We start from the raw sequence: 25,414 nt of genomic DNA on the forward strand, positions 1-25,414 counted from the left end.
GGGCTTCTACGGATGCAGAGAAATATGACGTACAAAATCCAGTTTATCTATGCTTCCCTCTTCATCATCATCATTGCCAGCACGGTGCTGATCTCTTATGCAAGCGGTACAAAACAGCTGGAGCGCGAGGTTGTCAGCTCCAACCTGCAGATGCTGAACCAGATCAATAAACGGATGGAAAGCACCCTGACCGAAATCGACCGGGCCATGATCCAGATGCTGCAAACGGGAGACGCCGCTTTTTTCTTCAATACGCCCCGTTCCGGCAGTCCCGAATATCTGATCCGGCTGGATGGCATCCAGTCCCAGATCAGCGGGCTCAAGCGCTCCTATCCCGCCATCCAGTCCGTGTATCTGTATTCCCGGGCCAACGAAATGCTGCTGTCCGACGAACTGCATAATCCCACCTCCGAAGAGGCGGACAAAAATTGGATCAAGGCATTTTATACGGAAAGTGATTATTACAAATGGACGGTGAATCCCGTGTTTACGGAAAAATCCGTCAATCGCCATACGGTTACGTTGATCCGGTTTTATCCTATGGCAGAAAAGCCGGAGAACCGCACGGGGGTCATTGCCGTCAACCTGCCTGAGACCATGCTCTCAGACATGTTCTCCGATTTGCAGTTTGGCAGCAGCGGCAATGTGCTGGTCACGGACGGAGAGGGGACCATCCTGTCCCATGCGGATAAATCCCGGATCGGGCGGAATATCGCCGAGTACAGGCTGGGCGGGCAGGTTTTGTCTGAGCAGGACAGCGGTTACATCCGGCACAAAAACGGCAAAACCTCGGAGTGGGTGTTCTATTGCTCCTCCTCCTATACCGGGTGGAAGCTGGTCTATGTGGTGTCCCAAGGACAATTGAGCGGCCTGTTCCTGGCCATCCGCAATATTCTTTTGGTGCTGGCGGGCGGAATGGTGCTCTTGTCGGTGGGCTCCGTGGTGCTGGTCAACCGGACATGGTTCAGCCCCATGGAGCGGTTCATCAATAAGGTGGAATCCCTGCTGGGCAAGCGGGAGGGGGAGGCGGCGGGAGGCGCAGGAGGCCTGCGGCCGGACTTCCAACGTCTGGAGGGCAAAATCCGCGATGTGCTGGACGACTATTCCGATGCGGTGCGCCAGCTCCAGGAGAGCAAACCCGCTCTGAAGCTGCAGATTCTGTTCGATATCGTCACCGGCCACCGGACCCGGTATGAGCTGGCCAAACCCTACTTTGACCATATCGGGCTGGAGCTGTATCCCGCCCATTACATCGTGATGATTGCCGAACTGGACAACAAGGCCCTTTTGGAGAAAATATCCGACCTGAACTTGTATCTCTATGCAGTCTGCAATGTGGCGGAGGAGCTGATGAGGGAAAGCGGCGGGGTGCTCAAGGGAGGAGCGGTGCAAATCAACGAGTACCAGGTGGTGATGCTGGCCAGCTTCCGGGAGGAGGATGCCGCCGCGGACATGGAGCAGGCGGTGGAGTTTGCCCAGTCGCTGCGGGATGCTGTCCAGACCTACATCAAGCATTCCGTGAGCATCGGCATCGGCTCCTACAGCCCCCGGTTCGCGGACATCAAGGACTCGTACCAGGCGGCCCAGGAGCGCATTCACTACAAGCTGGTGGCCGGTCCCGGCACGGTTATTACCGTGGAATCCGTATCGGGCTGGGACGGCGCTGGGCTGATGGAGCTGTTTGATCTGGCCGACCAGCTGCAGGAGGCGGTGTGGCAGGCCAATCCGGACAAGGTGGCGGAGCTGCTGTCGGCGATATTCGCGCTGGCCGCCCAAAGCCGCTTCACCGACAAGACCATGGTTCAATTTGCCTTGCAGTTGATTTACAGAACCGGCAAAAAGGTGGCCGACCCGCTTCTTTTGGAACGCCTTCAGTCCGGCCATGCAGATATTGAAAGCCGGCTGACCCGGGCCGGGAGCTTGTCCGATATGCGCGGCTATCTGCTGGAGCTGATGGGGGAGATGGTGGAAGCCCTGGTGGAGAAGCGCAACTCCAAAACCAAGGCGGATGAGCTGGTGGCCCGGATTATGGCGTACATTTCCCGGCATTACGATCACAGCGGGCTGTCCCTGAATCTGCTGTCCGAGGAATTTGCCATCAGTCCCAACCATCTGAGCAAGCTCTTCAAGCAAAGCACCGGCATTAATTTTGTCGATTATCTGATTGCGGTACGGATGCAGGAGGCCCAGCGGCTGCTTCTGGCCAACCAGGACACTGTCAACCAGATTGCCGAGCGGGTAGGCTATACCAACGTCACCAGCTTCATGCGCAGCTTCAAAAAATACAGCGGCATGACCCCCTCCGAATTCCGGCAGGCGGAGCGGACGGATTAACCTGATATGCCATGGACCGGACGAGCCGGGGAACAGCAGTTGTTCCCTGGCTGGTTCTTACTTTTTATGGGATTGGAGAAGAATAGAAATATGATACAATGAGCTTGAATGGGGGCGGTACCGTGGCAGAAATCATTCCATTTTCTCAAAAGCAGAAATCCAAAGATGAAGCGTTTGACCAGGCCGTTCAGTCCATAGAAAAGCGGTTCGGAGTTTCGTTTTGGGAATACATGGGTCTCGAAGGAAGAACGGAAGAAGTACAAGAAAAAATCAATAGGGCATTGCGTAAAGAGACTTTTCAACTGGCAAGCACATATGAGAAGGAATAAAAATTCATCCGTTTATTCAGGGTGAATTTTTTGTTGCATAAGGGAGGACAAGCCGTGCGAACGTTCATCCGTGGTGATGTGTACGAAGGAAATATTCCTGTTTTCCAACACGATATTTTGACTCCGCCTCCCAGTTTTACATTGCATGGGAAGCATCGGTTTGTCATTTTGCAACATTACCAGACCCTATGGGACATCCTAAATCTGTTTTGGTGATGCCTATCACTTCTGCAAAGGCGGAGGTGGAGCGCGCCTTGCGGGAAAAGCGTTCGGTTCGGGATACCTATGTAAAGCTGGACTGCGATCAGTTGGACTTTCTGAAAAATGACAGCTATGTGAGTACCGAGCAAATTATAAGCATCAATCGGGAATGGCTTCACGAAGATCCAATTGGACATTTGCCGAATGATGTACTGCTCCAAATTGATTTCCAACTGATTCGGACGATGGGACTGCAAAAAGCGGTCCAAACCATTATCGAAGAACGGATTGCGCAGATCACCTTCCCCTCGATGCTGGAAACCGCGGCGAACCAGGAAGAATAGGCGGCAGAAGCTGCTTGAAGCGTCGCGGAGTTCCGTCCAGCGGCAGCGAGGCCGTCTGCGCAGGAGGATAGCGGAACCCGATTTTCCGCTATTGCCTGGGGCGAAGGCGGACAGCCTCTAGTAGGGACAGTGAATTTCCGCTATCGTCCCCTTTTCTTTGCTCCGAAGCTCTGATTTACGGCGATAGCGGAAAAAAGCTGGCCCTATTCGGCCGATCCAAGCTCCGCGGCAGCAATAACGGAAAAAGCATGGCCTTATTTCGCCTTCCCTTCTTTCTCCCCACGCAGCTGCCCGTTGCCAACCATCCCCTCAGGTTACTTTTTCCTCCTCTATACGTGTCCCCGCCAATTCCCGTTCTGCACCTTCCATTTTCCCTACTCGCACCCGCCGCTACCTGCACACCTCCCCAACTCGCATCTTGCCTTTGCCGTGGACCGCACCCGTTGGCGTTTCAGCGTTTGGCTTACCGCCGCCTGCCGGAGGACCATGCCTTCGTCTCCCCTTCATGTCTCCCCCAAATCCGCTGACTTCCACTTTTGCCGGTACTGTTGGGGGCTGAGCTGGAATTGCTTCTTGAATATGCGGCTGAATTCCGCAGGGTCGGGGTAGCCTGCCTGCTCGCCGATGGCGCTTACCGGAGCGGACCCGGACAACAGCATGTCCTGGGCTTTGCGAAGCCTTCTGTGCCTGACATAATCAACCGGCGACAGGTGCAGATACTGCTGGAACAAGGTTCTTAGATAATTGGGGGATAAATGAACGGATGCGGCTATGGACGCGGTGGAGAGCTCCTCGTGAAGATGGGCCTCTATATAGCGGCAGGCCTCGTCTACTCTGTCGTCCCTCCTGGACGAAGTGGTTGCCGGCTGGATGGGTACTTGGCTCAGCAATTGGCGAAGCCAGGCGTATTGCAGGGACAATAGCTGCAAGTGCTCCAGAATTTCCTCGCTGCTCTGCTCCAGGTCAAGCTGAGCGTCAAATTGATGGATCAGGCTGCGCCAAATTTGCTGCAGGACGGCGGAATCGGGGATCACGTGATGTGTCGGAAGCTTCAGCCAGGAGGCCAGGGAAGCGCCGAACAGGTCGGCTTCATAGCCGATGGACAGAAAGGCGATAGGTCGTTCATTTGTGCCCTGCACCTGAAGAGGCAAATAAGCCTCCGCGCAGAATAAGCTGCCGGGGCCAAGGGGATACGCATGATGATTATAGATCACGTCCATGGTTCCGTCTGTAACCAACCAGAAGAAGGGATAGCGGTTCACGCGTTCAAACCGCCAGTCCGGAGGCATTTTCCACTCATAGCCCCATTTGATATGAAACTGCAAATGATCGGCAGCGCTGAAGTGCAGCTTGTCCGCCATGGCGGGTCCCCCTTTTACAGCGTTGTTTTTCACAAGTATACCGTTGTTTCTCCCCTAACCGCAAGATGTCTGTTTTTGCTACTGTATAATTGTGATTAAACAAATATGAGGATGCGCTAACGGTCATGAGGATTGTTGAAATTCACAAGTATTTAAAGGGGAGCTGCGAGGATGAAAACGATTGTTGATGTATCCAGGGAAATACCGGTTATTGCCGAGCCGGATGTGCTTGTTGTCGGAGGCGGCCCTGCGGGAATCGGGGCGGCGGTGGCGGCGGCCAGAGCCGGAGCCAAAACCATGCTGATCGAGCGTTACGGTTTTGTCGGCGGCAATTTGACGGTGGCCATGGTTAACCCCCTGTTTACCTTTCATGATGTCAACGGCAAGCAGGTTATCCGCGGTGTGGCCGGCGAGGTGGCGGAGCGGCTGGTGAAATTGGCGGCATCGCCGGGACATGTAACCGATCTGACCTTTGACAATGCGTCCATGACGCCTTTTGATCCGGAGGGGATGAAGCTGGTTTTGCTTGACATGCTGGAGGAAGCCGGTGTGGAGCTGCTTCTGCACACGACGTTCTCCGATGTGCTGGAGGAGAACGGCAGAATCACGGCCGTATTGGTCCAGAGCAAAAGCGGCCGCCAGGCGATTTGCCCCAAGTATGTTATCGACTGCTCGGCGGATGCCGATGTGATTGCCTGCGCCGGAGCGCCGTTTGTGAAGGGGCGTGAATCCGACGGAGCAATGCAGCCGGTGACGCTTTTTTACCGGATCGGGGGCATTGATATTCCGGGACTGAAGGCATGGATGAAGGCAAACCGCCATTTGCTCAAGGATTCCCCCACTGATGAGGAGATTGATGCACAAAGCGCGCTGGCGTTTCTGGGCATGAGGGAAATTATAAAGGAAGCGATGGAGAAGGGAGAGTATCCCAAGGATGCCGCGCCGCGCATTCTCATGTATGAGCTGCCGAGAGAGGGGCAATTTGCGGTGAACTGCACCCGCCTGCAGGGAATCGACGGGACGGATGTGCGCGATTTGACCAGAGCGGAGATAGAGACGCGCCGTCAGGCGTGGGAGGTAACGGAGTTTTTACAAAAGCGGGTGGGCGGATTTGAACGTTCGTATATACTGGATACCGGTGTGCAGGTGGGGGTGCGGGAAACCCGCCATATTATCGGCGATTATACCATGACCGAGGAGGATGTGCTGAACAGCCGGGCCTTCGAGGACGGGATTGCCTGCGGCACCTTCGCCATCGATATTCATCCGCCGGAAGGGGAGCAGCAGGTTTTTACCGGCTCAGGCAGGGCGGTCTACGAAATTCCTTACCGCAGCTTGCTGCCGCAAGGGCTTGATAATGTGTGGGCGGCCGGACGCTCTATAGCGGCAACGCATCATGCCTTCGGTTCTGTGCGCGTCATGGCTACCGCTATCGCCATCGGGCAAGGCGCGGGAACGGCGGCGGCGCTTGCGGCAGCGGAAGGTGCAACCACCCGTCAAGTCGATGTCAAGCAGGTGCGTGCGGCACTGCTGGCCCAAGGGCAATACTTGCTGGGAGAGGAGCTTGCCGATATTAGGGATGAAGGGCTGAGGCTTCACCGGAAGGATGGGTCCGGCGGCACCGCCTCCCACCATAATCCGTTTCGGACGAAATCCTGAATGTCCGGTTGGCCCAAGGCTGGCCGAGGTTGACATGGCCGCTCCGATTCTCTATACTGGCTGTAGCATATCCAGTATGCGTCGAAGAAGCCCCAGTAGCCGCTTTGAGACTGCGACGAAATAAGTACCGCTAATTTGCCGACAAAACTCCCTAAGGGCTTTCCGAAGGAAAGCCGGCATCGTAAGCACCAGCTAACCGTGGAGATTTTGTCAACAAAAGCGGGTACTAATATCCTCGCAGCTCTTTAATCCCTGTCCCAGCAAGCCGGGGGTGATGGAACCCGGTACACATGAAGCGCGCGAATTACAGCTTTGGAGCATCCCGGCATAACCGGGCGGAAGGGCGGACGTTATCCCGCTTAAGAGCGGCTTGAGGGTTTGCTGTGTGCGCATAAAAGGCGCAAGGCAGAGCTTTTCAGGCAACATGGGTGGTACCACGGTTATAACAGCCGTCCCTGTGTCCGGCAACGGGCAAGGGGCGGTTTTTTGCATTTTTCCCCATTTTCCAAGAAGGAGAGTACGTACACACATGAATATTATTGATGAATTGCAATGGCGGGACGCCATCAACCAGCAAACCGACGCGGAGGGCCTTCGCCAGCTCACCGAGGAAAAGGCGGTTTCCCTTTATTGCGGCGTGGACCCCACCGGCGACAGTATGCATATTGGCCACCTGATTCCCTTCATGGTGCTGAAGCGGTTTCAACTGGCCGGGCATCGTCCGGTTATCCTGATCGGCGGCGCTACCGGCACCATCGGCGACCCCAGCGGCCGCCAGACGGAGCGTTCCCTGCAAACTCTGGAGCAGGTGCAGGAAAACGTGGATAAGCTCACCGCGCAGATGAAAAAGCTATTCCTGACCGACGGGGATAACCAGATTCGGATGGTCAACAATTATGACTGGACCCATAAGATCAATGTCATCGAGTTCCTGCGGGACTACGGCAAAAACTTCAGCATCAACGCCATGCTGGCCAAGGATGTAGTCTCCAGCCGTCTGGAGTCCGGCATTTCCTTTACCGAATTTGCTTACCAGATCCTTCAGTCGCTGGATTACCTGCATCTGTACCAGCATGAGGATGTGCAGCTGCAAATCGGCGGCTCCGACCAATGGGGCAATATTACCAGCGGTCTTGACCTGATCCGCAAGAAGGAAGGCCCGGAGGCCAAGGCCTTCGGCCTGACCATTCCGCTGATGCTGAAGGCGGATGGCACCAAGTTCGGCAAAACCGCCGGCGGCGCCGTCTGGCTGGACCCGGAGAAGACCACTCCCTACGAGTTCTACCAGTTCTGGGCCAACACCGATGACCGGGACGTGGTGAAATACCTGAAATACTTTACATTCCTGAGCAAGGAAGAGATTGATGCTTTGGCTGAAAAGGTGGAAAGCGAGCCTCACAAGCGCGAGGCCCAGAAGGCGCTGGCGGAGGAAATGACCCGCTTCGTTCATGGGGAGGAGCTCCTGGCCCAAGCCCAACGGATTACCGCTGCGCTGTTCAGCGGGGATATCAAGTCCCTGAGCGCGGAGGAGATTGAGCTGGGCTTTAAGGAAATGCCTACCTTTGAGGGCGGCCGCGAGCCCAAGAATATTGTGGATTGGCTGGTGGAGCTGGGACTGGAGCCCTCCAAGCGGCAGGCCCGGGAGGATGTTGCCAAAGGGGCCGTTTCGCTGAACGGCGATAAAATCACCGATCTGGCCTTGGAGGTTACAGAGGGGCTGGCTATTGGCGGACGCTTCATTATTGTTCGTAAAGGAAAGAAGAACTACAGCCTTGTGAAACTGGCATAGTTGGTGCTTACGATGCAGGCTTTCCTCTCGGAAAGCCCAGTTGATGTTTACGATGCCGGCTTTCCTACGGAAAGCCCTTAGGAGGTGATTCTGATGAACGGCCCCATGATTGTGACGTTGGCTACACTGGTCGCCGCCTCGGCGCTGTTTATCTCCGGGAAGATCCGCGCCGATCTGGTGGCGGTGGCCGCCCTCATCGTCCTGATGCTTTCCGGCGTGCTGAAGCCCGAGGAGGCATTGGCCGGGTTTTCCAATTCCGTGGTGGTGATGATGATCGGCCTGTTCGTGGTGGGTGGCGGCATCTTCCGCACCGGGCTGGCCAAGCTGGTCAGCCGGAAGCTGCTCCAGCTGGCGGGAACCAGCGAGACCAAGCTGATGTTCATGGTGATGATCGCAACGGCTTCCATTGGAGCCTTCGTCAGCAACACCGGCACCGTAGCGGTGATGATGCCCATTGTGGTCAGCCTGGCCTTCAGCGCGGGCACCACTCCGGGCAGGCTGCTTATGCCGCTGGCCTTCGCCAGCAGCCTGGGCGGTATGCTCACCTCTATCGGCACCCCTCCCAATCTGGTGATTCAGGAAGCCCTGAGATCGGAGGGCTACGGGGAGCTGAAGTTCTTTTCCTTTGCGCCAACGGGTGCAATCTGCCTGGTGACGGGGATTTTGGCCATGCTTTATCTGCGCCGCTTCCTCCCCAAAAGCGAAGGCGCCGCAGCTGCCAAAACCGGCAAGGGTTCGGCCGGAGAGCTGGAGCATGAGTACCGCCTGGCGGAGCATCTCCTGCGGGTCCAAGTGCTGAAGGATTCGCCTGTTTTGGACAAAACGCTGCTGGAGCTGCAGATTCCTTCGCGCTTTCAATTGACTGTCATCGAAATCCGCCGGAAAATTTCCGCCCGCAACCAGATTTTCAAAACCATCAACCAGGAGGTTGCCGGGCCGGAGAGCATTATTCAGGAGGCGGATATCCTGTATGTTCACGGCCCTCGGGAGGATGCTTCGGCCTTCGCCGCGGAGTACGGGCTGCTCCTGCTGGACGCCCCGGACCCGGCAGAGACAGGCGGAAGCAAGGGCGGCGCGTACGCCACCAGCGACATGGGCCTGGCGGAAGTAATGCTGACGCCCGAGTCCCGGCTTATCGGCAAGCTGGTGAAGGAGTCCGGGTTCCGGGAGAAATACCGGCTGAATGTGCTGGGCATCCAGCGCAAGGACCAGTACATCCTCCAGCAGGTGAAGGAGGAAAAAATGCGCTTCGGCGATGCGCTGCTGGTGCAGGGGACCTGGGAGGACATTGCCCTCCTGGCGTCGACTGCCTCCGAGGTGATTGTGGTGGGACAGCCTCTGGAGGAGTCCCGCAAAATCACCATGGACCGCAAGGCGCCTATCGCCGCGGGCATTCTGCTTTTGCTGATTGTGCTGCTGGTGACGGAATGGGTGCCTGCCGTGGCCGCGGTGATGATCGCTGCGGTGCTCACCGTCGCTCTGGGCTGTATCCGCGGCATGGAGGAGGCTTACCGGGCCATCAACTGGGAGAGCATCGTCCTCATCGGCGGCATGATCCCCATGTCCACGGCCATCGAGAAGACGGGGGCGGCGGAGCTTTTGTCCAGCGGGCTTGTGAACAGTCTGGGCCAGTTTGGGCCTTTGGCCCTGCTGGCGGGGGTATACATCACCACCTCCATTCTGACCATGTTCATCAGCAATACGGCCTGCGCCGTCCTGCTGGCGCCCATTGCTCTGGCTGCGGCAACCCAGTTCGGGGCCAATCCCCACGCCTACCTGTTCGCCGTTTCCATCGGGGCCAGCATGTGCTTCGCTTCGCCGTTTTCTACCCCGCCCAATGCCCTGGTTATGTCGGCGGGCCGCTACAAGTTCAGCCACTACCTCAAGGTGGGCTTGCCGCTGCAAATTCTCATGGGCATCGTGATGATCATCGCCCTGCCGCTGATCTATCCGTTCTAGGGTGTGTATGCTCACCCTAGACAGGCGTCCTCCGGGGACGCCTTTTTCTTGTAGTGGGATGGGGCGTGGAGGAGTTGTCCTGGGGGCCAAATGCAAAAGTGCATTTATTTCGAGCAGGTGGCCTCAATTGGAGGGGCTATCCTGCAAAAGTGCAGTTATTTTGACTAAAATATGCTTTGTAGGCAGTTTGGGGCGGGAATAACTGCACTTTTTGCAATTTGAGGGGAGGGGAGCCGCCAAATGGGAGAAAATAGCTGCACTTTTACATTATCGCTTCAGCCACCATCCCACTATTCATCCCAACACCTGCATTAATTGCGCTAATCCGCCGCGACCTCACACAAGTATCCTACAAATGCGTGATTACCCATCACCACCTCCACACCAATACCCGTTACCCTATCGCCACCCCCACACAAATACTCGTTACCCCATCGCCACCCGCCAAGCACGCTTTCCTCGACAACGCTTCGTCAACCCCCTCCGCACCCCCTCCCAACCCCTCCGTAATTACCCCTCCGTCTGACCCCTCCGTCATTACCCCTCCGGAAAAGACGATCACTATAGCAAATCGAACCATCACCACATTGTTGTCACGCGCCGGCTAGCCTATAATGAATGAATCATCCACCGAAATCCGGACGAAGGGAGGCCATATCGCACATGAACGCTGCAGGCTGGGCAAGAAGAACAGGGCTTATAGCGATGCTGATTCTCTTTGTGCTGGAAGCAACGGCTTGTTTCCCAGGCAGGGACAGCTCTGCTTTGCCCCCATCCTCGCCCCCCGCCGCAGCAGCCACCGGCAGCAACGCCGCGGCGCACGGCACGCCCCTGCGCATGTTTGTGTCCAACAACGCCCAGCAAATTCCTGCAGGCAAGGCCATGAACCTGCCCACCGTGCAATATCTGGCGCGCCAGACAGGGACGGAGCTGGATATCACCTTCCTGCCCCATGAAAACTACATGGAGCAGCTGCGGCTCAAATTCGCTTCCGGGGATATTCCCGATGTGCACATGGTCTGGGGCGCGGAAAATTCGGAGCTGGTGGCAAGCAACCTGGCCCTGGATTTGCGGCCGTACATCGACGCATATGGCCCCAACCTGCGCAAATTCATTCCCCAGTCCGCGTGGGATGCGGTAACCATGAACGGCAAAATTGTCGCCATCCCCCAGATTGCCCAAGGCAACGCTCCGGCTGAGCGGCTGCTGTTTGTCCGCAAGGACTGGATGGACAAGCTGGGGCTGGAGGAGCCTCAAACCTCCGGTGAATTTCTGGATATGCTCCGGGCCTTCCGGGACGGCGATCCCAACGGGAACGGTCTCCCGGATGAGATTCCTTTTTCCAGCCGCGAAAAATTGGAATGGGCCGACAATATCTTCGGCATGTTCGGCATTAATCCGGATTCCAACGTCTTGTACCAGGGGGAAATCATCCCCGGCTTTGTCCATCCGAATATGAAGGAAGCGTTGGGCTTTATGCGCACCATGTATCAGGAGGGGCTTCTGGACAAGGAGTTTCTGACCAATTCCCGGGCCATGTGGGACCAGAAGATCAAGTCGGACCTGGTGGGGGTCTGGAACCATGTGGTGTTTGGCGTCTATGACCCGTGGCAGAAGGAGCTGAGCAGCCTGATTCCGGAAAAACGGCCCAATGTGGAGGCCATTTCCACTCCCAGGGGAGCAGGGTATGAGGGCAGCTTGGGACGGGTGGAAAAGCCGGTGCTCAAGACCTTCATTGTGTACAAGGAAACGAAGCATCCGGAGGCCGCTGTCCGCATGATGGACTGGCTTATCTCGGAGGAGGGGCAGCTGTTTGCCGAATTGGGCGTGGAGGGGATTTCCTATACCCGAAAAAATGGAGCCATCCAATACAACGCCAAAAATGACCGCGATCTCCGCTGGCGGTCGGCGGTGTTTATGCTCCACGGCTTCCGGGATCAGGCCCAGAAGGCGCTGATCAACAATGAGGAGTCCTACCGCAAGCTGCTGCGGTCCATCGAAATTTCCCGCAAGGAGGGAATTCCCAATCCAACCTCCGGCATGCCGCCGTCGGATACTATGACCAAGAAGCCGGATCTGACGTACAAAGGCACCTTCCAGGAAGCCGCCACTTCCATTATCCTGGGGGAAAAGCCGCTGGATACCTTTGATGATTTTGTGGCTGAATGGAAAACTCAGGGAGGGGAGGATATTATCCGGGAGATGACCGGCTGGTATAAGGCAAATCGAGCAAATAAATAACTTATTTTACATAAAAAGAAAGGTGGATCATATGGGCAATCTGCGAAAAAAAGGAATGGCCCTTGTGTTGGCAGGTCTGCTGGCCTGGTCGCCGTTCCAAAGCTTCAGCGCCTTTGCCGCCGTCAAAACGGAGGAGGAGCTGGGCCAACTGCCGGGCAGCGAGGTTGTGATTGAAAGCCTGTTTAAGGATGGGGCCGACTTGAATCCGGAAGCGGCGGCATACGGTTCCATGGAACGCGTTGCTGTAGAGGGGCAGCCGTTTACGGAGGCTATCCGCTTCACCACTGCCAAGGAGCCGGCCAGCACCTATTTATTCCAATATGTGCTTCCCGTGGAGCGGGCCATGGATAAGGATGATGTTTTGCTGGCGACCTTCTACGCCCGGACCATCAGCTCCACTCACGAGACAGCGGAGGGGCGCGCTACCCTGATGATGGAGAAAAAGGTGGTGTGGAGCCAATCGCTGAAAGAGGAGATTGCCATTCCGTCGGAATGGAAGCGGTTTCTGATCCCCATCAAGGCCGGATTGGTCATGGAGGAAAATACGGCGCAGGTTACGTTCCGGTTGGGCTACAAGCCCCAGGTGGTGGAGATTGCCGACCTGAAGGTGGTCAATTACAAGAAGGCGGTGGCCTTCGACGAGCTGCCCAGCACCCCCGTCGTTTATGAAGGCATGGAGGAGGATGCCCCTTGGCGGGCGGAGGCCAACCAGCGTATTGAGCAGTTCCGCAAGGGCGATCTGGATGTGGAGGTAAAGGACCAGGCCGGCCAGCCCGTTGCAGGAGCCGATGTGCAGGTCAGCATGACCAAGCATGATTTCAAGTTTGGGACGGCGGTCAGCAGTGACATGATCTTCGCCGCAACGCCGGAGGCGGAGATATACCGGACCAAGCTTCAGGAGAATTTCAATGCCGTCGTGATGGAAAATGATATGAAGTGGCCCTGGTGGGAAAAAGATAAAGCCATGGCGGTCAAGGTGTACAATTGGCTTGGCGAAAGGGGCTTTGCTGTCAGAGGCCATAACCTGATCTGGGAGGGCGCAGCCCGCCTGCCGGAGGATGTTCCGGGGCTTGTTTCCAACCCGGCGGCCCTGAACAAGCGGATCGAGGATCACTTTCACGAAACGGCGGGCGTGTTCCGGGGAAGGCTCATAGATTGGGATGTAGTGAACGAGCCGGTTCTGAACAGCCTGATCCGCACCGGCACAGGCAACGCGGGAGCAATGGCGGACTGGCTCCAGTGGGCCAAGGAGGCGGACCCGTATGCCAAATTGTACATTAATGAAACACAGATTTTGGGTGTGGATGCTCCGGTTATAGAGAGCTTTTCCCAGCTGCTTCAAGACGTGAAGGATCGGAAAGCGCCTCTGGACGGCATTGGCATCCAGGCGCATTTTGGCAGCACGCCGGTTAGTCCGATGGCTTTTTATAATCAACTGACTCATTTTACCCAGTATGCGCCTGAGATTGCCATTACCGAATTTGATATGAATTCCCCCAAGGAGGATATTCAGGGCAAATTCACCCGGGATATTCTGCTGGCCGCCTTCAGCCATCCCAATGTGGAATCCTTCACCATGTGGGGCTTCTGGGACGGCAAGCATTGGCAGAGCAATGCTCCGCTGTTCCGCAAGGACTGGTCGCTGAAGCCCTCCGGCGAGCAATGGCGGCAGCTGGTGTACGGGGACTGGTGGACGGATGTGTCGGGACAAAGCGGCGGGGACGGGCATTTCCGGACCCGGGGCTTCTATGGGGAATATGATGTTACCGTGACCCGGGACGGAGTTAGCCAGACCGTCAAAACCTCCCTGCTTAAAGGACAGGACAACAAGGTAACCATCGTGTGGGGAGAAGAAAACCCGGCTTCCGGCACAACCTTCGTGCCGCTGCCGATTCCGCCGCAGACAGGGGATATTACGCCTCCCGTGTGGCCTTACGGTGCTGCCTTCTCCGTACCGGAGACAACGCCCACCTCCGTTAGCCTCCAGTGGCCGGCAGCCAAGGATAATGTGGCGGTGGACCATTATATTGTCCGCATGAACGGCGAGGTGCTGACGGATGCCTTATCCGGCGCCGTTACCCGCTATGATGCAACCCGGCTGGAACCGGGAAAAGACTACTCCTTTACGGTAGAGGCGGCGGACGCCCAGGGCAATCTTTCGGTGGCAAGCCCCGTGCTTGCGGCGACTACAGTTGCGGGCAAGGATGACACCCTGCCGGGCTGGACCAAGGGCTCTTATCTGACTCTGAACGAGCTGGAGGAAACTGCGGCAGCCTTGTCCTGGCCTCTGGGAGTGGATAACGGCGGCATTACGGGCTACCGTGTTTATGTAAACGGGCAAGCAGTCGGAGATACGCCGGACACTCATTACAAGCTCACCGGATTAACGGGAAATACCCTTTATACTGTTCGTGTTGAGGGGCAAGACAGCGACGGAAATTTGTCCTTGGGCGGACCGGTTGTCATCTTCCGCACCCTGGGCGCTGCGGACACGGCGCCGCCTGTTTGGCCTGCCGCTTCCGCGCTGAATGCTGCGGATATAACGGCGGAGAGCCTGCAGCTGCAATGGAGCAGCGCTGTGGATACGGTTGGCGTGGAAGCCTACCGGCTGTTCAAGGATGACGTGGAACTGGTTACCCTGCCTGCTTCCGCCAACTCCTATACAGTCAGCGGACTTTCTCCCCATACCGCTTACCACTTCCGGGTGGAAGCAGGGGACAGCAGCGGCAATTGGTCAGCCGCAGGTCCGGCCCTGACCGTCACTACGGAGGTGAAGGGCGATGCGGCTGCTCCCGTTTGGCCGTTGGCCAGAGCCCTGACCTACCGTTCCCTTGGGGATCATTCCGTCAGCCTGGACTGGACAGCCGCTCAGGATGATACAGCCGTTGCCTCCTACAGACTGTACCGCAACGGGGCCCTTCTGGATACGGTGAGCGGGGATGCTCTTACGTACACCGCAGCCGGGCTGGAGCCTGGAGCATCGTATACCTTCCGGGTAGAGGCAGGGGATGCCTCCGGCAACTGGACGGCCAACGGGCCGTCGGTAACGGTGAAGACCTTCTCCGGCGTGGTGCGCAAGGAGCAGCGGATTTATCCCAGCGACGATGCTTTTATTCAAGCGCCGGCAACATTTGGCGGGGATGGCACAACCCTGAACCTGGATTACCTGCGGTTCAAGAACGCGGCCGGTGTCTCCGGCAGCGAAACCAATAAGAATACAGGCAACAACCGCCGGGTTTATCTGAAGTTCCCGCTTCAGACGGTAACCGGGCAGGTATACAAGGCATCGCTTCACCTGTACGTCTATGATGTGCAGACGCCCAATCTGGATATCAGCATGGATTTGTATGCCACAGGAGATAATTGGTCAGAGACGGCAATCAACTGGAAGAACAAGCCGGAGGACGGACCGAAATTGGCTTCAACGGTTGTCCGCAACTCCAAGTATTGGAAGGAGTTTGCGGTGGACGGCTATGTGGCCTCCGAGCTGGCGGCGGATGCTGCCAAGACAGTAAGCTTCAAGCTCCAGGATGATGAATGGAAGGACCAGAACGTGGATATGTACTCCAAGGAATCCACTGTTTCCGGCGCTGTGTACCGGCCTTATCTGCTGGTGGGCACCGAGGAGATTCCCGTGGATGAAGCACCGCCTGAATGGACGGCTGCTGTGCTCCATGCCGACAGGGTAACTCCCCAGTCGGTAACCCTCTCCTGGCCGGAGGCGCAGGATGGGCAGGGCGTCAACGGGTATGTGGTTTATCAGGACGGTGTGCAGATTGCCCAGACGGGTTCGGATGTATTCGCTTATACCATCACAGGGTTGGCTCCTGCCACGGCCTATACCTTCCGGGTGGAAGCAAAGGATGCAGTACAGGAATCTGCAACCGGACCGGTTCTCCAGCTGCAACTGCCACCGGCTGATACGGCTGCTCCTGTCTGGCCTGCAGCTGCGCAGTTGACTGCAAGCGATGCGAGCCGCCATGGCGTGTCTCTTGCCTGGACGCCTGCAGAGGACCAGTATGGAGTGGCAGCCTACGAAATTTATCTGCAAGGAAAGCTGCTGGCGGCTGTGCCGGGAACGGCCGCAACCTACCGCGCCGAGGGGCTGGAACCGGGAACAACCCACAGCTTCCGGATTGCTGCGCGGGATGAAGCGGGCAATGCCGCTGACGGTCCTTCCCTCCAGGTGGCGACATCCCCTGCGGATACGGCGCCGCCTCAATGGACGGCAGGCAGCGCTCTTGTCATCTCCAGCCTCAGTGTAACCGGCGTCCGGCTGAACTGGCCTGAAGCAGCGGATGATACGGGTGTGGCGCAATACAAGCTTTTCACCGATGAAAGTGTGACTGCTCTCCTGGAGCCGGCTGTCAGAGAATATTATGTGACAGGTCTTGTGCCGGGGAACTCCTACCGCTTTGCAGTAGCTGCTGTGGATGCGGCCGGGAATGCCTCCACACCTCTGGAGCTGGAGCAAGTGGCTGCATTGGCGCTGGATACGATTACGCCCCAGTGGCCAACCGGCTCTGTGCTGACTGCCGAGCGGTCCGGAAACAAGGTGCTGCTGAATTGGGACGCAGCTGTGGACAATGTAGGCATCCGCCAATACGAGCTGTACCATAATGGAGTTTGGATCGGGACAGCGGCAGGCGATGCCACCTCTTATCTGTGGGAGGGACTTATGGATGAAGGCTCCGTATTTAAGGTGGAGGCGGTTGATCTGATGGGCAATGCTACCGTCTTCGGACCTTCTACCGAGCCTCCGGTTGCCTGGGATACGACGCCTCCTGCCTGGCTGAACGGCAGCCAGCTTACGGCTGAAGCTGTCAGCGAAACTGCCATTACCCTGGCCTGGAGTACGGCTGTTGACAGAATGGGCGTGGCGCAGTACCGCTTGTACATGAACGGGAGCGCCATCAAGGAGCTGGAGGGCACAACCTGGCGGGTTGACAATCTGAAATTGGGCACAGAGTATGTCTTCAAGGTGGAGGCTGCGGATGAGGCGGGCAACTGGTCTGTCAACGGTCCGTCGCTTACCGTCCGCACCCGTTCCGCATCTTCCGGCGGAGGCGGGGGCAGCCCCGATAATTCCGGGCCTACTCTCACAGTGGAGAACGGAGCAGTCCGGCTTCTTTTCCCGGAAAAGGCGGCAGTTGAAGGCAAGGCAGCATTCACTGCAACTGATTCAAAGCTGGCGGATGCCTTCAGCAAGGCTTCCGCACAGAACGGCGGCCAAAAGGCGCTTTCCCTCGTTCTCCCCAAATCAGCGGGGGCCAAGGAATATGCCGTCAGCATTCCCGCTTCATATCTTGCAGGGAAGAACTCCGCCGGTTCTCTGGCGCTGGTGACGGAATGGGGAACTCTGGAGCTTCCCGGCAATATGCTGGGCAATCATCCGGCGGCGCAAGGGGCCAAGGAGATTGCGGTTTCCATTGCATTAAGCCCGCTGTCTGCCCGTTCCAATGTGCCTGGAGAGCAAATCGCCGGTTTGACCTTGCAGGCAACGGCCGACGGAACCTCCCTCGTTTACGATAACAAACAAGCGCCTGTTCAAGTGCGGATTCCTTATGCGCTGACCGGGGGCAAGCAGGCGGATCTGCTGAATGTATGGTATATAGACGCCAACGGCAAGGCAAAGCTGGTTCCCTCCGGGCGGTATGAGGGCGGCGCAGGCGAAATGCAGTTTACCGCCAGCCATTTCGGCACCTTCGTTGTCTCCTATTGGCAGCGGAGCTTCGCCGATCTGGAAAAGACTCCGTGGGCCCGCCAGGCTGTAGAGACGCTGGCCTCCAAGGGGATCATTAACGGCGTGTCGGATACGGAGTTTGCGCCGGATGCTGCTGTCACCCGGGCTGATTTTGCCAAGCTGCTGGTGGATGCCCTGGGGCTGTCCGCTTCTGTGGAAGCAAGCTTCGAGGATGTCCGGTCAGGCGACTATTATTACGAGGCTGTGGGCATTGCCCATAAGCTGGGCATTGTAAACGGGATCGAGAGCGGCGTATTCGCGCCGAAATCCTTCCTGACCCGGCAGGACATGTTCCTGATGATGTCGCGGGCTTTGGCCAAGGCAGGCAAGCCTGTGCCGGGAGCCGATCCGTCCTCGCTGTCCGCATACAGCGATGGCGATGCGGTAGCGGAATATGCCCAAGCCGCTGTAGCATCCATGGTGAAGGCGGGGCTGATCGAAGGCTCCGATGGGGCGGTTAAGCCTCTGGATCGCTCCACCAGAGCGGAAACAGCGGTAATGCTTCACAGACTGTTCCGGTTTGTCTTCGCTCAGTAACGCAGCTTAAGGAGAATGCACCGTGCCTGGAAAAGGGCGCGGTGCTTTTTCGCCGCTTGCTTGGTGTTGGTTGCTGTTGCTTAGCGTGGGTTGCTATTGCTCGTTGATTGCTATTGCTTAGCGTTGATTGCTATTGCTTACTGTTAGCGGCTGATGCAAAAGAATAGGATTGTGCATTTTAACGGGGCCTTGTAGACTAGAAGCAGCAGGTCAAGGGACAGGAGCCGAGGTGAGGAGCATCCATTTTTTCTTAGATAAAATAAATAATTCCCTTAAATGGAAGCTTATTTCTATTATTGCCGGAATCCTGTTGCTGACGGTATCCGGGATTGGCGTCATCAGCTATACCAAGACGGCTGCCTCTGTCCGGGAGGATATTGACCGGCTTAGCGTACAGGTGCTGAAGCAGGCCAATATGAATTTGGACCGCTACTACTCGGAATATGATATGGCCTTTCTGATGCTGGGCAACAGCCTGGAGGTCAGGGAATGGCTGCGCCTGTCCGCATCGCCAATTTCCTCGGAGTTCATCCGTTATTACGACCGCATTAAGGAAAATTATCTGAACCGGATGTTCCTGCAATATCCGGAAATTCTCTCGGTATCCTTGTACAAGCCGGGAGGGGGAGAGCATCATTTTGTCAACGCCCACACGCTTCCGCTGACATACAGCCTGCAGGACGAGCCTTATTTTAGCCAGACGGGCAATTATGACAAGGTCAAATTCATTACCGGTTTTTCCGATCATTATCTGGATGCCGACAGCCGCAGTCTGCGACTCCCGGTGCTCACCCTGTTCAAGCAGTTTTATGGCGGATACCTCAAGATGGATATTTCTCTTACGGCCTCCCAGAAGGTGATGGAGCAAATCCATATTGTCGATTCCGACAGCGCTGTGGTTATGGATGAGGACGGAACCATTATCCATCATTCCCGTCCCGGCGAGGTGATGGGCCGCATGGACGAGCATCTGGTGGAGAAGGTCAAGGGCAAGCGGGAAGGCTCCTTCTATGACCAAACCCGCAATGAACTGATCGTGTACCAAACCATCCCTCTTACAGGGTGGAAAATTATCGCCATGCTCCCCTATTCGCAGGTTGCCAAAAGCATCCTCTATACGCGCAATATGATGATTGCCCTGGCCATAGGGGCACTGGCGGTTTCGGTGGTGCTGACGTACTTTGCCGCCTCCTCCATTACCCGGCGCATCTCCGGCCTGCGGGGAACCATGAAGCAGATGCAATACAAGAATGACTTTGCTATCCGGGCGGAGGTGGCGGGCAGGGACGAGGTGGCGGATCTGAGCAAGTCCTTCAATAATCTCTTGGAGCATCTGGAGCAGTCCGTTGCCGATCTCACAGAGACCCGGGTGCTTCAGCACCGCGCGGTGATCTCCGCCCTCCAGTCCCAGATCAACTCCCACTTTCTGTACAATACCCTGGAAACCATCAATTCCATGGCCGTCATTGGCCGCCAGCCCCAGATCGGGCTTGTGGCCGTATCCCTCTCCAGTATGCTCCGGTACACCTCCAATTTTAAGGATGACCAGGTGTTGCTGGCGGATGAGGTCAGGCATGTGGAGCATTATTTGAACATTATGAAAATCAGGTACAAGGATGAGCTGACGTATGAGCTGCAAATTCCCGGCGAGCTGCTGGAGGCGTTATGCACGAAGGCGCTGCTGCAGCCGCTGGTGGAAAACAGCATCAAGCATACCCGGGAGGAAACGGGAGCGGCCGTTCATATTATTGTGTCGGCTGCGGCTGCAGCGGACGGGCGGCTTCATCTGACGGTGCGGGACAATGGCCCCGGCTTCGGGGAGGAAGTGCTGGCCAGGCTTATCCAGGAGCAGGCCGATTGCCGCATTATGAAACCCCAGGCTACCCGGGTGGGGTTGTCCAACCTGATCGAAAGGCTTCATATGTTTTATGGCGGCGAGGCGGTCATTCATTTCGGAAATGGCTCCGGCGGCGAGGGGGAGGGAGCTGTGGTGGAGCTTTTCCTGCCCCTTCATATCCGCTCACACGTGTAGGATAGAAAGCTGAGGTGTGCACTATGTACCGGATGATCATCGTAGATGACGAGGAATTGATACGGGAAAGCGTTTCCATTCAATTGTCGGAGCTTGCCGGGATTGCGGTTTCCGCCCTTCAGCCCAACGGCTGCAAGGCTCTGGAATGGCTGGAGGAGAACTATGCCGATATTTGTCTGACGGATGTGCGTATGCCCCTGATGGACGGGCTGCAATTGATCGAAGCCATTAATGAGCGGTTTCCCTGGATGACCTGCGTGGTGATTTCCAGCTATGACGAGTTCCAATACGCCCGGAAAAGCATGATGCTGGGGGCTGTGGATTATGTGCTGAAGCCCATTGACCGGGAGCTGCTGCATGAGGCTGTCAGCAAGGCATGCGCCAAAAACAGCCATCAGCGGCAGCACGAGGCCAACCGGCTCCTGCTGCAAAAGCTCCCCTTCCACAAGCCGTTGCTGGATAAATGGCTGGAGGTGATTCTTTCGGTTTATTCCCATGTCCAGCCCTTGCTGGTGGTGGATACGCTGGCGGTTTTTGAGGAGTGGGCAGGAGAACGCTTCCAGCTGTTGAACGAGCTGTCCATGGCTTGGGTGCGGCTTCTGGCGGAGGAATTGAAGAAGCAGGAGCTCCATGCTTTCTATGAGGAAGGCGAGGATGCCGGGTTGGGGGAGGCCAGCCTGAGCCGTGAAGAGGCCAGGCGGTATTTCCGCTTGGGTGCGGTAAGAAGACTGGAGCAAAGCTCCTTATTGTTTCTGGACCATGCCCGCCAGCTAAGAAGCCTTCAGAAGGAAGGGCCGGTAGACAAGGTGAAGGGGTTTATCGAGAGCCATTACGCGGAGAGCTTCAGTCTGCAGGAGCTGGCGGATTACGCGGCCATGAGCCGGTCTTATATGGCGAAGCTGTTTAAGGAACAGACCGGCCTCACCATCTGGTCCTATTGCATCAATGTGCGGATGAAAAAGGCCCGCGAGCTGCTGCTTACCACCACCTTGAAAAGCTACGAAGTGGCGCTTCAGGTAGGCTATGAGAACAGCATCCATTTTTCGCGGATCTTCAAGCAATACCACGGCCTGAACCCCATGGAGTACAAAGAGAAATTTGCCTCAGGCCCGGCGGGCGGGCAGGACTTTTAGCGCAGAACGGGCCATACTCCTGGGTATCATGTCCATATCGGGTCCCACTCTCCATCCATATACTTATCTGGAGGAAGGAGGTGGGAATATGGCTAATCTGATTTTACCCCGTCAGCCTCTTGTGTCGTATACGCTGTACAATTACTTTATGACCGCTCCTGCCGGAGGCATTGCTCTTGCGGCAAATACGGCTTCCGAAATCGGCCCCGATACCGCTGGATTCTCCTGGGCGGACAATACGGGCGCCGCGGTGACCGAATTCGCTGTTGACCCCAGCACACCTGTTGCAGGCCACCAATATGGCATTGAATTTTATGTCGAAGGGCAGCTGCAGCAAAGAAACCTGGTTACGACAGTAACCAACGAGTCGCTGGCATTGACATCCGCTACCGCAGGCACCATACCGGAAGGGGCAAGGGTTACGCTGACGATTCTGGACTTCACCGTTTCGTAATCCGCTTCCGTTTTTTGCAGCAACAGCAGCATGGCTTCTTTGGCCTCCGTTTGGGTTTTGGGGGAGAAGAAGCCTTTTTTTTGCGCGGTCGGGAAGACGGCTTGGTTTGCGGATAAATGGTAATAAATTCGATGGTAATATTGGCCCCTGCTGTTGGGATGGTAGGGGAGACAAAGCGGAGCCGGCCGGTCCGAAGCCGATAGGTAAGGGGCGACTGGAGAAGGCCGTCCACGTATACATGGGCATAGGAATAGGAGCGGGGAGCCGGAATCCGGCTGCGGAATCCGGGGGAGGCATCCTTGTTGCGGAATTCCCGTTTTCCGCCGGTGCTCTGAGCGTAATAGAAGCTTACCGCGGCGCGCAGGGGCAGCCGTTTGGCAAGCAGCGGTTTTTTCCTCCGCCGTTTTGAACAGCATGCAGACATGGCTCACCCTCTTTTCTGCGCAAATTTGGATTCTCCTTCTAGTAGTTAATGAGCACAGGGACATTTCGGAAACCGCGGCATCCGCCTATCTTGCAAAAGAACCCCTGCTGTTTGGAGCACCTGCTTCGCCGGGCACCGCTCCTCGGCTGCCGCGGGCGGACATAGGTTCCGTTATAGCTTCGCCGGACACTGCCGCTTGGTCGTTGCGGACACAGGTTCCGTTATTCAACAAAAAACCGGCGTTTTGGATTCCGCGCGGACAGACGATCCGTTATGGAAGGCAAAACAGCCGGTTTGGGCGGGCAAATGGGCAAATAAGGAATCGTATGTCCGTGAAATGCTCAAAAGTGTGTGTTTGGGAACAAATAACGGATCGTCAGTCCGTATGGCAGCTGCTCCAGCCAGGGAGGCTTCCAGGAGAGGGGCTTCCGGAGCGCACTATTAACTGACTATACTGTCGCAATATTCGCAGCGTTTGGTTTCGCCCTCCATAAATGTCAAGCTTGCTCCGCAGCCGTGGCATTGGACTGTTTTGGGCTTGGGTTTAGGCTCCGGCTCCGGCTTGGCGGCTTTCTCCTCCGCTGTTTTTGCCGAATGGAAGGGAGGCGAACCGCTGATGATGGTTGTAGAGTTTATTTCAAGCTGGATTTCACCATCCACTGAAACCTCAATCTGCAGGTTGTTCCCGAAGGATCGCTGTTTGCCGCCAAAGACAATCCGGTTGGAGCGGTCATCCACGAATCCATTGTCGATAAGCCCTATACAGACCATATGCTTCAGATCATTCTTTGCTGCCTCAATCCGCCGTCCGGCAAGCTCTGCCAGCTTGGGGACGGAATGAGTGCCGTCGTAGATGTAGTCCCTGTATTTTACATAGCGTTCGTTCAATTGATTCTCAAGCCGTTTTCCTTTCCAGATTAAAGCAATACCGGGCAGCAGGAAGACAAACAAGATAACCAGCGACGGAGCCGAAAGAAATGGTTCTCCCGTCGAATAAACGACAACTCCGCTCAGGGCAAACAGAATAAGCAGTACGGCCCCTGAAAGAAACACATCTTTAATCAAATTGTGAGATTGGTTGCGGTGCTTGATAAAACGGTACAGCAAGAAAATCGGGAACAGCGGAAGCAGGAAAATAAAGATCAAAATCATTTTGCCTAAACCGATTGCCGGTTCATCATCATAAGCTTCATCGTCGCTGCCGGATACTTCAAATTCAAATGAAGCCATTGGGTCCACCTCTTTACTGTTATGCTTTGGCTAACTCAGGATGCTGTCGCAATATTCGCAGCGTTTGGTTTCGCCTTCCATAATCGTCATGCTTGCCCCGCAGCCGTGGCATTGAACTGTTTTCGGTTTGGGGGGCGGAGGGGGCGCAACTGCCTCACGGGAAGGGTGGGGGCGGTGTGGCGCTGTGTGATTAACTTCAATATGTACATGCCGCTGGCTCACCTGGGGCTCCTGATAGCTTCCGTAAATGAACACCCGGTTGGCCTGCACATCGATGTTCTCCAGGACTCCTATATATATCCAGTGCAGAAGTTCATTCTTCACAATCTCCGGACGTTCCCCGGTAAGCTTCCCCAGCCTTTCAATCGTCGTTACTTGGTTTTCCATAAAATAGTTCTGATATTGCTCAAGGCGCTTGTGAAGCTTTCGTTTGATTCGTTTTGCCTTATGAAATTGGTACAGGCTAGGAAGAAGAAACAGGATTGAAAATGCCACGAGCCCTGTAGCGCTAAACTCGCTGGAGAGCATTCCAATCACATACACCAGGTAGAAGAACATGGCGAAGGTGCCCTTAAGCCTGCAATCGCTAATTTTCTTATGGGTATAATTACGGTGTTGTGACATGCGGTACAGCATAAGAAGCATGAAAATCGGCATTAGGAAAAATATGGATATATACATAAACACCGTATTAACGGCTGGACTATCCTTATATTCCTCATCCAGTGCTGCCATTGTGGTCCTCCTCTAAGGTTATTGCTGACTCGGCGGCTTCTTCCGGTTCGGAGTCCTCACAGCAATCGCCGGAGGACGCCTCGTACTCGGGCCTGTCCTCCGGCTCTTCGTCTGACGGATCATTGTAGTCATGACTCTGAAGTAGCACAGTTTGTCTTCCCCTCTTTACTTCAAGGACAGCAGCCGGCTGTTGCGCTTGGCCAAGCCGCCCATAATATCATCCAGCAGTTGCCGCGCCAGTTCTCCGTTGCCAGAGTCGCCCTTGCGCCACAGCTGTAGGCATTTCTCCAGCTCCCGGATTTGCCAGAGCAGATTTTCCTCGATGGGAATGAGGGAGGCGTGAGTCACGGGATCGCTGAAACGCGCTTTTTCCGCGGCTTGCTCCAGAAGGCGCAGAACAGGCTCCCCCTTCACCGAGGACCAGGCCGCCGATTCCATACGGAGGGTTTGAAGAGACTGCTGGATTTGCGCGAAGACGGAGGCGGTTTCCCCGTTTGTTGTATCCTGATTTTCCACGTAGCCCTTGTAGCTGTTCATCAGAACCAGCCCCGCGGCCAACAAAACGGTGGTGATTCCGTGCAGAAGCAGGTAGGAGACAAAGGAAATGTTGAACAATCCCCAAAACAGGATCATATAGCCCAGAAGCAGCGCGGCATACACCACAATCAAGGTGAAGGGCGCCAAAAGGGCGGGAACCTGCCGCGTCCTGCGGCGGTTTTGCGCTGCTTTATTCACATAGAAGAAGGCGGTTGCTTCAGCGAAGATGAAGGCGCATAAGGAAATCCACCATTGTCCCGCAAAGGACGCCTGGAGTCCGATCCAGAGAAACACAAGGGCGGTCATCAGCAAGGTTAGAAGAAACAACAATGGGATTGCCAAGCTGCCGAAGCGGCGGTATTTGTTCATGGG

At 56.0% G+C, this 25,414-nt stretch carries 16 protein-coding genes; 11 read left to right on the forward strand and 5 right to left on the reverse strand.

All coding sequences use genetic code 11. The annotated features are described in order from the left end of the window. Positions 1-12 precede the first annotated feature (12 nt). From DQG13_RS10835 to DQG13_RS10845, 3 genes are all read left to right on the forward strand, one after another. A complete protein-coding gene (locus DQG13_RS10835; RefSeq protein WP_113019771.1) occupies positions 13-2,334 on the forward strand; it encodes a helix-turn-helix domain-containing protein in 2,322 nt (773 codons plus the stop codon). Between the two features lie 122 nt (positions 2,335-2,456). Next, complete coding sequence (locus DQG13_RS10840; RefSeq protein WP_258525622.1) at positions 2,457-2,663, forward strand: hypothetical protein; 207 nt, start codon at positions 2,457-2,459, stop codon at positions 2,661-2,663. A gap of 188 nt (positions 2,664-2,851) precedes the next feature. Next, entirely contained in the window at positions 2,852-3,208 is a 357-nt protein-coding gene (locus tag DQG13_RS10845; protein ID WP_113019772.1) for a type II toxin-antitoxin system PemK/MazF family toxin, read from the forward strand. 503 nt (positions 3,209-3,711) lie between these two features. Here the strand turns inward: DQG13_RS10845 and DQG13_RS10850 are convergent. Further along, on the reverse strand, positions 3,712-4,569 hold the full coding sequence (locus DQG13_RS10850) for an AraC family transcriptional regulator (RefSeq protein WP_113019773.1): 858 nt from the start codon (positions 4,567-4,569) through the stop codon (positions 3,712-3,714). 171 nt (positions 4,570-4,740) lie between these two features. On the opposite strand from DQG13_RS10850, the gene DQG13_RS10855 reads away from it, so the two are divergent. The 8 genes from DQG13_RS10855 to DQG13_RS10890 all read left to right on the forward strand — a co-directional run bounded on the left by DQG13_RS10855 (position 4,741) and on the right by DQG13_RS10890 (position 22,116). Continuing rightward, on the forward strand, positions 4,741-6,228 hold the full coding sequence (locus tag DQG13_RS10855; protein ID WP_113019774.1) for an FAD-dependent oxidoreductase: 1,488 nt from the start codon (positions 4,741-4,743) through the stop codon (positions 6,226-6,228). A 529-nt stretch (positions 6,229-6,757) separates the two neighbouring features. Beyond that, the gene (gene tyrS, locus DQG13_RS10860; RefSeq protein ID WP_113019775.1) at positions 6,758-8,017 is read left to right on the forward strand and encodes a tyrosine--tRNA ligase; all 1,260 of its coding nucleotides are present in this window, start codon (positions 6,758-6,760) and stop codon (positions 8,015-8,017) included. A gap of 93 nt (positions 8,018-8,110) precedes the next feature. Then, the gene (locus DQG13_RS10865) at positions 8,111-9,976 is read left to right on the forward strand and encodes an SLC13 family permease (protein WP_113019776.1); all 1,866 of its coding nucleotides are present in this window, start codon (positions 8,111-8,113) and stop codon (positions 9,974-9,976) included. A gap of 663 nt (positions 9,977-10,639) precedes the next feature. After that, the gene (locus DQG13_RS10870; protein WP_181592696.1) at positions 10,640-12,217 is read left to right on the forward strand and encodes an extracellular solute-binding protein; all 1,578 of its coding nucleotides are present in this window, start codon (positions 10,640-10,642) and stop codon (positions 12,215-12,217) included. Between the two features lie 31 nt (positions 12,218-12,248). Next, a complete protein-coding gene (locus DQG13_RS10875; RefSeq protein WP_113019778.1) occupies positions 12,249-18,497 on the forward strand; it encodes a fibronectin type III domain-containing protein in 6,249 nt (2,082 codons plus the stop codon). 310 nt (positions 18,498-18,807) lie between these two features. Next, positions 18,808-20,529, forward strand: a complete 1,722-nt coding sequence (locus tag DQG13_RS10880; RefSeq protein WP_146767142.1) for a sensor histidine kinase — start codon at positions 18,808-18,810, stop codon at positions 20,527-20,529. A 23-nt stretch (positions 20,530-20,552) separates the two neighbouring features. After that, the gene (locus DQG13_RS10885) at positions 20,553-21,662 is read left to right on the forward strand and encodes a response regulator (RefSeq protein WP_113019780.1); all 1,110 of its coding nucleotides are present in this window, start codon (positions 20,553-20,555) and stop codon (positions 21,660-21,662) included. A gap of 88 nt (positions 21,663-21,750) precedes the next feature. After that, positions 21,751-22,116 carry a hypothetical protein gene (locus tag DQG13_RS10890; protein WP_113019781.1) on the forward strand — a complete coding sequence of 122 codons (366 nt, stop codon included), beginning with the start codon at positions 21,751-21,753 and terminating at the stop codon, positions 22,114-22,116. Here the strand turns inward: DQG13_RS10890 and DQG13_RS10895 are convergent. The 4 genes from DQG13_RS10895 to DQG13_RS10910 form a co-directional block, all read right to left on the reverse strand. Continuing rightward, positions 22,103-22,540, reverse strand: a complete 438-nt coding sequence (locus DQG13_RS10895) for a DUF4183 domain-containing protein (protein WP_113019782.1) — start codon at positions 22,538-22,540, stop codon at positions 22,103-22,105. The two genes, DQG13_RS10890 and DQG13_RS10895, sit on opposite strands and share 14 nt — an antisense overlap. Before the next feature lie 441 nt (positions 22,541-22,981). After that, positions 22,982-23,770 (reverse strand): hypothetical protein, encoded by a 789-nt coding sequence (locus DQG13_RS10900; protein WP_113019783.1) that lies wholly within the window; start codon positions 23,768-23,770, stop codon positions 22,982-22,984. A gap of 30 nt (positions 23,771-23,800) precedes the next feature. Beyond that, the gene (locus DQG13_RS10905; protein WP_113019784.1) at positions 23,801-24,505 is read right to left on the reverse strand and encodes a hypothetical protein; all 705 of its coding nucleotides are present in this window, start codon (positions 24,503-24,505) and stop codon (positions 23,801-23,803) included. Between the two features lie 165 nt (positions 24,506-24,670). Then, complete coding sequence (locus tag DQG13_RS10910) at positions 24,671-25,411, reverse strand: hypothetical protein (RefSeq protein WP_113019785.1); 741 nt, start codon at positions 25,409-25,411, stop codon at positions 24,671-24,673. Between the last annotated feature and the right edge of the window lie 3 nt (positions 25,412-25,414).

Origin of the sequence: Paenibacillus sp. YN15 (genome assembly GCF_003285005.1) — a bacterium.
Lineage (GTDB): Bacteria > Bacillota > Bacilli > Paenibacillales > NBRC-103111 > Paenibacillus_AR.

What these genes read in the sequence shown, in the direction of transcription:
- DQG13_RS10855 (WP_113019774.1), top strand. Translation starts at nt 4,741, where the DNA reads ATGAAAACGATTGTTGATGTATCCAGGGAAATACCGGTTATTGCCGAG.
- DQG13_RS10850 (WP_113019773.1), bottom strand. Translation starts at nt 4,569, where the DNA reads ATGGCGGACAAGCTGCACTTCAGCGCTGCCGATCATTTGCAGTTTCAT.
- DQG13_RS10865 (WP_113019776.1), top strand. Translation starts at nt 8,111, where the DNA reads ATGAACGGCCCCATGATTGTGACGTTGGCTACACTGGTCGCCGCCTCG.
- DQG13_RS10875 (WP_113019778.1), top strand. Translation starts at nt 12,249, where the DNA reads ATGGGCAATCTGCGAAAAAAAGGAATGGCCCTTGTGTTGGCAGGTCTG.
- DQG13_RS10870 (WP_181592696.1), top strand. Translation starts at nt 10,640, where the DNA reads ATGAACGCTGCAGGCTGGGCAAGAAGAACAGGGCTTATAGCGATGCTG.
- DQG13_RS10885 (WP_113019780.1), top strand. Translation starts at nt 20,553, where the DNA reads ATGTACCGGATGATCATCGTAGATGACGAGGAATTGATACGGGAAAGC.
- DQG13_RS10890 (WP_113019781.1), top strand. Translation starts at nt 21,751, where the DNA reads ATGGCTAATCTGATTTTACCCCGTCAGCCTCTTGTGTCGTATACGCTG.
- DQG13_RS10835 (WP_113019771.1), top strand. Translation starts at nt 13, where the DNA reads ATGCAGAGAAATATGACGTACAAAATCCAGTTTATCTATGCTTCCCTC.
- DQG13_RS10900 (WP_113019783.1), bottom strand. Translation starts at nt 23,770, where the DNA reads ATGGCTTCATTTGAATTTGAAGTATCCGGCAGCGACGATGAAGCTTAT.
- DQG13_RS10895 (WP_113019782.1), bottom strand. Translation starts at nt 22,540, where the DNA reads ATGTCTGCATGCTGTTCAAAACGGCGGAGGAAAAAACCGCTGCTTGCC.
- DQG13_RS10905 (WP_113019784.1), bottom strand. Translation starts at nt 24,505, where the DNA reads ATGGCAGCACTGGATGAGGAATATAAGGATAGTCCAGCCGTTAATACG.
- DQG13_RS10910 (WP_113019785.1), bottom strand. Translation starts at nt 25,411, where the DNA reads ATGAACAAATACCGCCGCTTCGGCAGCTTGGCAATCCCATTGTTGTTT.
- DQG13_RS10845 (WP_113019772.1), top strand. Translation starts at nt 2,852, where the DNA reads ATGGGACATCCTAAATCTGTTTTGGTGATGCCTATCACTTCTGCAAAG.
- tyrS (WP_113019775.1), top strand. Translation starts at nt 6,758, where the DNA reads ATGAATATTATTGATGAATTGCAATGGCGGGACGCCATCAACCAGCAA.